Annotated in this window: 11 protein-coding genes and 1 pseudogene; 1 reads left to right on the plus strand and 11 read right to left on the minus strand. The window is 32.5% G+C overall.

Going from position 1 to position 8,799, the window contains the following annotated elements; all coding sequences use genetic code 11:
* Positions 1–492 precede the first annotated feature (492 nt).
* On the minus strand, positions 493–1,542 hold the full coding sequence (locus ACKI30_RS02170; protein WP_407409508.1) for a hypothetical protein: 1,050 nt from the start codon (positions 1,540–1,542) through the stop codon (positions 493–495).
* Positions 1,543–1,602: 60 nt separating this feature from the next.
* Positions 1,603–2,661, minus strand: coding sequence for a hypothetical protein (locus ACKI30_RS02175; RefSeq protein WP_407409510.1), 1,059 nt, complete (start codon positions 2,659–2,661; stop codon positions 1,603–1,605).
* A 627-nt stretch (positions 2,662–3,288) separates the two neighbouring features.
* Between ACKI30_RS02175 and ACKI30_RS02180 the strand changes: the two genes are divergently transcribed.
* The gene (locus tag ACKI30_RS02180; protein ID WP_407409512.1) at positions 3,289–3,615 is read left to right on the plus strand and encodes a helix-turn-helix domain-containing protein; all 327 of its coding nucleotides are present in this window, start codon (positions 3,289–3,291) and stop codon (positions 3,613–3,615) included.
* 355 nt (positions 3,616–3,970) lie between these two features.
* Here ACKI30_RS02180 and ACKI30_RS02185 read toward each other — a convergent pair whose 3' ends face one another.
* The 9 genes and pseudogenes from ACKI30_RS02185 to ACKI30_RS02225 form a co-directional block, all read right to left on the minus strand.
* Positions 3,971–5,254 (minus strand): ATP-binding protein, encoded by a 1,284-nt coding sequence (locus ACKI30_RS02185; protein ID WP_407409514.1) that lies wholly within the window; start codon positions 5,252–5,254, stop codon positions 3,971–3,973.
* A 487-nt stretch (positions 5,255–5,741) separates the two neighbouring features.
* Positions 5,742–6,065 (minus strand): hypothetical protein, encoded by a 324-nt coding sequence (locus ACKI30_RS02190; RefSeq protein ID WP_407409516.1) that lies wholly within the window; start codon positions 6,063–6,065, stop codon positions 5,742–5,744.
* A 24-nt stretch (positions 6,066–6,089) separates the two neighbouring features.
* Complete coding sequence (locus ACKI30_RS02195) at positions 6,090–6,356, minus strand: hypothetical protein (RefSeq protein ID WP_407409518.1); 267 nt, start codon at positions 6,354–6,356, stop codon at positions 6,090–6,092.
* A 13-nt stretch (positions 6,357–6,369) separates the two neighbouring features.
* Positions 6,370–6,771 (minus strand): winged helix-turn-helix domain-containing protein, encoded by a 402-nt coding sequence (locus ACKI30_RS02200; protein ID WP_407409520.1) that lies wholly within the window; start codon positions 6,769–6,771, stop codon positions 6,370–6,372.
* Positions 6,772–7,207: 436 nt separating this feature from the next.
* On the minus strand, positions 7,208–7,498 hold the full coding sequence (locus tag ACKI30_RS02205; RefSeq protein ID WP_407409522.1) for a hypothetical protein: 291 nt from the start codon (positions 7,496–7,498) through the stop codon (positions 7,208–7,210).
* 6 nt (positions 7,499–7,504) lie between these two features.
* Positions 7,505–7,837, minus strand: a complete 333-nt coding sequence (locus ACKI30_RS02210) for a hypothetical protein (RefSeq protein ID WP_407409524.1) — start codon at positions 7,835–7,837, stop codon at positions 7,505–7,507.
* 48 nt (positions 7,838–7,885) lie between these two features.
* Positions 7,886–8,122, minus strand: coding sequence for a hypothetical protein (locus ACKI30_RS02215; RefSeq protein ID WP_407409526.1), 237 nt, complete (start codon positions 8,120–8,122; stop codon positions 7,886–7,888).
* Between the two features lie 12 nt (positions 8,123–8,134).
* Positions 8,135–8,302, minus strand: a complete 168-nt coding sequence (locus ACKI30_RS02220) for a hypothetical protein (protein ID WP_407409528.1) — start codon at positions 8,300–8,302, stop codon at positions 8,135–8,137.
* 311 nt (positions 8,303–8,613) lie between these two features.
* Positions 8,614–8,799, minus strand: a pseudogene (locus tag ACKI30_RS02225) (epoxyqueuosine reductase); the annotation flags it as partial.

Below are 8,799 nucleotides of genomic sequence, written 5' to 3' on the forward strand. Positions count from 1 at the left end.
AAAAAATATCAATTTAATTTAAATTCTACGATAATTACTTTATATCAACTTATATTTAAAGATATTTGTCCAAATTTGAAAAATAGAGTTTATTACTGAATATTATCAAAAACTGAAATTGGGGGGGGGGGGAAATTAAAATCAAGGCAATATTAAAAAGTTAAAGATGATTTAAAAGAAAATAATAGAAATAAAAAAGTGAAATTTTTAAGATGAAATTTTCCATAAAACAATCAGCATAGAGCCCAATTTCAATTTAACACTTAAGGAATATTGTTACAACAATAATGATGTCCTGAATTAAATAGTTATTTATTCAAATATATCTGATTAGTATAAACATACCTTTAAATGATTTAGAACAGAACATTAGTTGATTTCTTGATTGTGAATGTATTTTAAAAGAAATCTCACCTCCAAACCTGTTTTTCATTTTAATAATGACACGTTAACCCGACATTGCCTTTCACCATCTATTTTAATCAGCAGAACCTATAACTGTCTTGGCAGTACCTTAACTTTACCGTTGACAACCTCATAGTCATACTTATGATAAAGGGAGACATTGCTCATCACACTAATGTATTTCCTCTTCAGATATTCCGGATCATTTTTATAATAGGTTTTTCTTATTCTGTTACCTCCACGGCCATGCAATGCATCAACATGATTCATGTCCAACAGACTCTCATCCAAAGTGCCCTGATACAAGTGGGAAGCATTGAATTTTCGAAGCATGTGAGGCCTCAGGCGTGCAAATCCTGAAACCTCACCCAAACCCAACTTATCATTAAGGTGTCTGAACTTAATCGAGATATAACTTAGAGAATATCTCAAAAGTGGACTGTCCAAATCAAAATCATTTTGCTTCAGTTTCACCCGTGCAATCTCCTGAACGCATTCGGGATTAAGAAAAGTGTAATAGGGCTTACCTGTTTTCTGCCGGGTCAGCTCACATGTGCAGACAACATCATCTCTACATGCCAAACATTCAAGCGCATCATGAAAATTGTCCTTTTTATGATAAGACCATGTCCCCTCAAAAAATGTCCGATTTGTCATCGATTTGGCATCAATCCGGGATGATCCCGATGAAATCAATACCAGAATCCATAACCTTAAATCATCATCAGCATTTTCCAATGCAAGCCTCAATTCATCCTTGCTCGGCAAGTCCTCAAAATAAACAGGTTCCTTAAATTTTAAATTTTTCACATTCAAACGTGGAATGAAAGGTATATCTACCCTGTTATAGCGATAGAATGTCAATATTTTTGACATTGAAGAAATAACAGTGTTTGCAAGATAGTTTTCTGCTAAAAACTCCCTGAACGTAACAATCCTATCATAAATGCTTAGCCTATGAAGGGGCACTTCCTGTTCCTGCTCTAAAATCGCCTCATCCAAAAGCTCACACAGATCCATATTGTGAAACTCCTTGTACATGTCAAATACGGATTTGTAGGAGTTTACCGTTCCGGGACTATGGCCTGACCTTTTGTGAAACTCGTCAATCAAATCCTCATCACATCTCAAATGCATCTTTAACATCTCCTAAATGAAACAATTTGTATACCTCAAAGGGCAGATATTGGCCAAGAATTAAAAAAATTTCAAAGGCCTTGGAAATATTACAATCCTGCCGTCAACAACCTCATAGTCATACTTATGATAAAGTGAGATATTGCTCATCACTTTAACATATTTCAACTTCATAAAATCAGGATTCTCCTTAAAATATGATTGCCTTGTTTTATTTCTTCCACGACCTTGCAATACATCAATATCATCTCTATCCAAGAAAGCATCTTCCAAAGTACCCTGATTCAGGTAGGAAGCATTGAACTTACGAAGCATGTGAGGCCTCAGGCGTGAAAATCCTGAAACCTCACCAAACTTCAGATATTCATTCAATAACTGGAACTTATAATTGATATGATTCAGTTCATATTTCAAAAGAGAATCATCCAAATCAAAGTCTTTTTGCTTTAATTTAACCTGTGCAATTTCCTGCACACATTCTGGATTCAGGAATGCATAGTAAGGCTTGTTGGTTTTTTTGCGAAATAATCTGCATGTGCAGACCACATCATCACATTCCGCCAGATACTCCAAAGCATCAGGGAAGTTGTCCTGTTCATGATAATATCTGGTTCCCTCAAAAAATGTCCTGTTGGTTATTGATTTGGCATCGGCTCTGGAGCAGCCTGATGAAATCAACACCAGAATCCATAATTTCAGGTTGTCATCTGCAAATTCCAATGCAAGCCTCAGCTCATCCTTGGTCGGCAAATCCTCAAAGCCGATTACATCATTTCTTTTTAGAGTCCTTACATTCAACGGAGGAATGAATGGCACTTCCACCCTGTTGTAGTGATAGAATGTTTTGATTTTTGATTCTGCATTTAACGCAGTATTTTCCTTATAGTTTTCAGCCATGAAATCCCTAAAAGAAAGAATTCTTTCATAAATACTTAACCTGTTAATAGGCAGTCTCTCTTCCTGTTCTGAAATTGCCTCCTGCAAAAGCTCGCTTAAACTCATCTTGTGAAACTTTCTGTACTTATTTAAGACACTTCCGTAAGACTTGATTGTTGAGACGCTATGGCCGGACCTTTTGTGAAACTTGTCAATTAATTCCTGATCGTCTTTGAAATCCATTTTATCACCTGAACTTGCAATCTTTGATTCAAATAGAATGTGTGAATTATCTCATCAATTCAATGAAAATTCACATTAGTAACACCAAAAGCATCAGGCACTGAAAAATAATATCACATCACCCATATTCACTACCTAAAGAAAATTCATGAGAGTTTATGTGAAATTATATCACAAATCTAATTTTTGAAAAGAAAGATTAATACAAGATATATATTTAATTTCAAGATATTTAAATCGTTTAGTTATAAATTAAAGCAATTTAAGATGATAAAAACAAAAATACAAAAAAGTAATAATATATACATCAAGGTAAAAAAATTGCATTTTTACCTCGATGTGATTGAATGAAGTAAAATATCGGAAAAATTTTCTTTTCAAGAAATATCCAATAGGTTGCAAACTATTTCATTTTGTTGAGGTCGGAATTTAAAATAGTTTTAACTTGAAAATATAATTTTTTCCAACATTTTCATACCTGTAAAACAAACATATAAGTTCATTTTACAGTAAGTATATCTATTTTTATCAAGTATATAAACTGATAGGATTGCCAGTCAAATGCCTTTAGAAATCCATTTATATATCATAGACCTAATCATTTATATATTCTTAAGGTGATTTAGCATGAAAAACATTGGTGCAAGAATGAAAACTCTCAGAGAAAATATGAATTTGACTCCTCAAGCAGTATCTTCATATTTGGACATTCCTTCCAAAGATTTGCTTGACATGGAAGATGGCAACAAGAATATTACTTTATCCATTTTAAATAAGCTATGCTCACTGTTCGGATGCAGCGAAAGCTATCTGCTCTGCAAGAGTGAAGAATTTGATCATACAAAATTTGCACTTAGAAGCACAAGCATCGAAGCAGATGACCTTGAGGGCATTGCAAGCATGAACAGAATATACATGAACATGAAATACCTAACAGGAAAAATGGATGATTAGTTAAAATCGACAACTAGCTAATACCGAAGCCATAAATAAGAAAAATTCTCATACAGTTTCTAAAAAGGTATTGTTTAATTCTTTAAAGAGTGAAGAGTTAGTAAAATCAGAAATTACCTTCAATTCGAACGAATCCAATAATAATGGAATCGTTATTATAACTCCCTAAAGCAAAATCACGACCAAATAATATGCCCATGGTGCATAATCTCTGTTATCGTGTAAATATTAAACAGGAAACACTTTTGTAAATAGGCAAGTGCGAATAAAGAGCATATTGTAAAAAGTTTGCATTGGATGATGAATTATTAAAGAAAAACACAATATCTGGAAAAGATTGCTTGACCTAAAACATTTACCGTAAACATCCAATCGGAATAACTTTCACTCCATCAGCTCTGGTGTAAGCCATATCCCCACCAGTAATCACCGCTAAAAAGCTTGGCTCTTCCAAATCAATCTTTTTGTTTTCAACACTTTGCTTAATTAATTTCTTTAATTTCAGCAAGTTTTCTGCCCCTTTTTCAATTTCACGACTGCCCAATTTAAACTCTATCAATGCATATCTTCCATCACTTAAGTATACAATGCAATCCGCCTCAAGACCGCTGTCATCATTGTAATACAATACTTCTCCGTTGAGTGAACTTGAATAAACAAGCAGGTCACGTATGCATAGGTTTTCAAATATGAATCCGAAGGTTTCAAAGTCTTTCAGTAATTTTTCTGGTGTCAAGTTAAGGCTTGCCACTGCTATTGATGGATCAATAAATTCTTTTTTGTGGGATTTTCTGATTGTATTTGCTGGGCGGATGTTTGGTGACCATGCCGGAATGTCCTGAATAACATATAATCTTTCAAGAGCATTGATGTATGAGTTATATGTTGGTGGAGATATATCATATTCTGTTCTTACATCTTTCATGAGTGTTTTTTTAGTTGCCAGTGTGGATATGTTTCTGGCGTATGATTTTAAGATTGCTTTTACTCTTTGAGGGCTACGTTTAACACCATCAACTTCTGAAACATCACTGTTACAGATTATATCGATATAATCTGAAACAATAGCCAGTTGCTGTTTTTTAGTTTTTTTGTTTAGTGATTCCGGCCAGCCCCCTCTGCAGGCGGCAAATATCAAATCAGGTATTGTCAGGTTTGATGTTATTCCATCAATATTTAAATCATCATTGTCAAATAAGTCAATTAATGAGATTTCCCCTGTTGATTCTCCGCTTTCATATAAACTCATTGGACGCATTACAATTCTTTTGATTCTACCTGCTCCGGAATGCACGATTTTATTTCCCTCTACTGTTGTTGAACCTGTTAAAATATATAGTCCGTCTTCATCTGACTCATCAACCAAATATCTTACAGCACCCCACAGTTCAGGTGCCATCTGCCATTCGTCAATCAGCATTGGCTTTTCACCTTTCAATAATTCAAGGGGATTAGTGTCAGCAAGTTTTAGATAGGATTTTCCATGAACCGGATGCTGAAGTTCCTTTAGGCTCTTACATTGTTGTTTGGCTGTTGTTGTCTTACCGCACCATTTTGGACCGGTGATTAAAACAGCTCCCACATATTCCAAGGATTCCTTCAGTTCCCGGTCTGTGTATCTTGGCAAATATTTTTTCATAACCCTCACTTTTTTATATTTTTCACCAAATTTGTTTTATACTTTTCATTAAATTTATTTTATACTTTTCACCATATAAATTTTATACTTTTCATCATAATCATTTGATATTAATCATGAGTGCCCTAGTAGTAATGCTTCACCTCAGCATGTATTAATTATAAATTTAATTAAAAAAATCCAAATATGCTCAATCAAAAATTGAGAATATTGATAATATCATCAAAAGGAAACTAATAAAAAATTTCTTTATATAGTTTTAATGAATAATCAAAACAAGATTAATTAAAATAAAAAAAATAAAAAAATAGTAAAAATATTATCCATCAATTCAATTAAAACATGCTCAATCAAAAAATTGATAATATTGATAATCAGAAATAGATAAATGCCACCAACAAATGACGACATTAATATTTTTCAATTTCTTTTAGACATATTAAACATAGCGCAAACAATAATAACAAATCATTTTTCAAATTTAAAATTAAACTTGAAGCATTAAAATCCTCAAGCCAGCATATTTATTCTGTCTTTTTTGTATGACAATTTCATCAGTTATTTTTCGACCTTGCTTTGAAACTGCGAAATTTCCAGGTCGGTACATTACTATTATTCCACATGCACATAAATTTGAAAATGCCTTTTTATAATTTTTCAAATCATCATTGCTTAATTTCTTCTTTAGGGAATGTTCGTTAATGTTTTTGTTAACTGAAATTCTCATTTTGCCCAAAATATATAGAATGTTCTTTTCAGTTTCGGATAATTCCTTGATTATCTCTTTTGGATCATCATCAATATTTATCATATTGCCTCCAAAATAATCAAAAAATTATTCATCCCCATATTTCTGCAATTCTTTATCAAGCAAGTCCCTTAGTTGTTTTGCAACAACAGGAGACATAGTTATTTCAGTTTTAGCAGTTCTAACCATTCCTACTGCAGAACCATTTAAAATATCATTATTTTTTTCTATTTCATCTTTAAATAAAATTAATCTTATATCAAACGGTGATGATGCAATAGCCCCACCTGTAATATAATATTCAGTTAAATCTTCTGGAATAAATAAGTTTAATTCTTTTTTTTCTTCACTCATACTAACCTCTCCATTATAATGTGGTTATTGAAAACTCTAACATCGGAACTTCATCAAACAATGCTTCAACTTCTTCATAGTTTGAATATTGTTTAACAGCAATAGGATTAACTTCACTGCTTTCGAAAGTCAATTCCTGTTTATGAGACCTTCTTAAAAATTCATTAGCCTCTATTAATCCTAAAGCTAATACTCTTTCATCATTAGAATTTAATTTAAACCTTTTAGCACCTTTTTTTTCAACTTCTAAAATACCTATTTCTTCTAATTGATTCATATGGATATAAACTGTTTTTGATGAAACATCTGCCATTCGAGATATTTCTTCAGCAGTTAAAAATGAATCAGAATATGTTAATAGCTCTTCCAATATTTTTATCCTTGCATTTTCTCCAAATAATTCATTCAATAACATTTCAATCATCTCATAGCTAACTTATACTAAAAGGCATACTATATTTTATCACATGCAATATAAATATTTTTACTTTTACTTCTAAAAAAATTGTAATATACTTCTAAAAATTACTTAGGAATAAAATTACCTCAAGTGTTTATAATACCCAATTAATCTATAACACAATCCCTTCATGACCAATACATAATAACTGAAGTTTAAATAATATTTCAAATATAATCAGAAGTTTTAAAGACATTAATGTGTGAAATAATGCTTTCCATCAGATTAATTGACAATGAATTCATTGTAAGATTTCCAAATGTTTACTAATTGGCGTGAGATAATCATGGAATTATTTTCTTTTATAATGTTAATAGCATTCACAAGTTAAATGCCATCAAATGACCTTACTCTTCACTAACCTTATTAATAATGCCAATAAGCTCTTTTTTCAAACCTCTAACCTCTTCAAGTTCATTCTCATACTGCCCACTTCAGATTTTAACGCTTCATTCTCCTTTTCCATCTGAATAAACTGAGGAGATTTAATAGACAGCTTTTCAACATCAGTATTTATGGTGACGGCAGGCAGGTGCTGGATATACTCATATTTCAAATCGTCAGGATTTGTCATGAAATATGCTGCATCGGTTTTATTCTTGGCCTTTCCCTGCAGATCATTTACCTTGTCAAGGCTCATGCCGTCATTGTACAGTGCAGATGCATGGAACTTTCGAAGCATATGTGATCAGAACCTTCTATATTTTCCAACCCTTCCAAGGCCTAATGTGTCGTTGATCATTTCAAATGACTGAACCATATATGTCCTGCTGATTTGAAACAGCGGGCTTTCCTCACCAATCGGCCTATCTCGAAGCAACAAATAGGCATTGATTGCATTAACGGCTTCAGGACTGCAGTAGGTCATGTAATACTTGTTTGTCTTTTTTCTTAAGATGGTGAAGGTCGGTACCACATCATCAATACCGTTTAGATAATCGATTACATGAAATATGTCCATATTTCTCTTCGGAAGATATTCAGACAGCGCATCTATGTAATCTCCGATTGTCAGGCTCAATGTTTCGGTTCTAGCACATCCGCTTGAACATGAAAATAGAATTATAGCTTACATCAAAGGTGTTGCTATCTTAAAGGCTTCCCTTATAACCGCCTTATCAGGCAAGTCCTTAAAGTATATCGGAGCAGGCTTTTGAATGCTTTTGTCGTTGACTTTAGGAAGTGACAGTATTTCAATGTCATAGAACTTGTAAAAAAAGATGATGCAGTTCATCTCTTTTCTAACAGTCCCAGGAGCATAATTTTGAAAGAGATGATGCCTGTACTCAATCAGTTTTGATTTCAACCTACTGTGTTTCTATTTGACCCCTTTCATCTCATCCTCTTCTGCCTCCTTGAGGAAGTCCTTAAGCTCCATGTCAAAATAGATGCAGTACTTTCTCAAAGCAAGCTCATAATTAAAAGTTGTGCCCTTTGAGTGGTTGCAACTTATCGATAGATTTTTCAATAGCTCGTCATTCATCATGCTTTCACCTATATATTTTAGATATTTAAAATCTTTAGAGAGAGCGCCTGATTAGTAATAAGTATCTGAACTATTCAAACTGTTCGTATAAAACGTATGATAAAGTTCGCATGCTTATCGATTCACAAGTGAAATTAAATTTTTTAAAAGCGTTGCTTAACATTGTAATATTGCTTTGACTTCATAAAATTGCTTTTATTTCAAACAATAACCATATCTACTTTCTGATTTAATAGAAAAATAAATGATTCATTCTTATAAGATAAAAAAAGTAAATTTAGAATAAAAAATATATACTAAAATTTATATTATTATTTTTTGGATTTCATTTTAATTTTTTTATATTTGTCGAAAACAACCTCATATCCTTTATTATAAAATGGACATGCTTTTATACATTCAGTGCAGCCTTCACTACATCCAATACATACATCTTCAATAAAACTCACAGTTTTAGTTTTTTTATCCAAAACTAAAGCATCATTTGGACATGCTCT

The sequence above is a fragment of the Methanobrevibacter sp. genome, assembly GCF_045539575.1.
Lineage (GTDB): Archaea > Methanobacteriota > Methanobacteria > Methanobacteriales > Methanobacteriaceae > Methanocatella.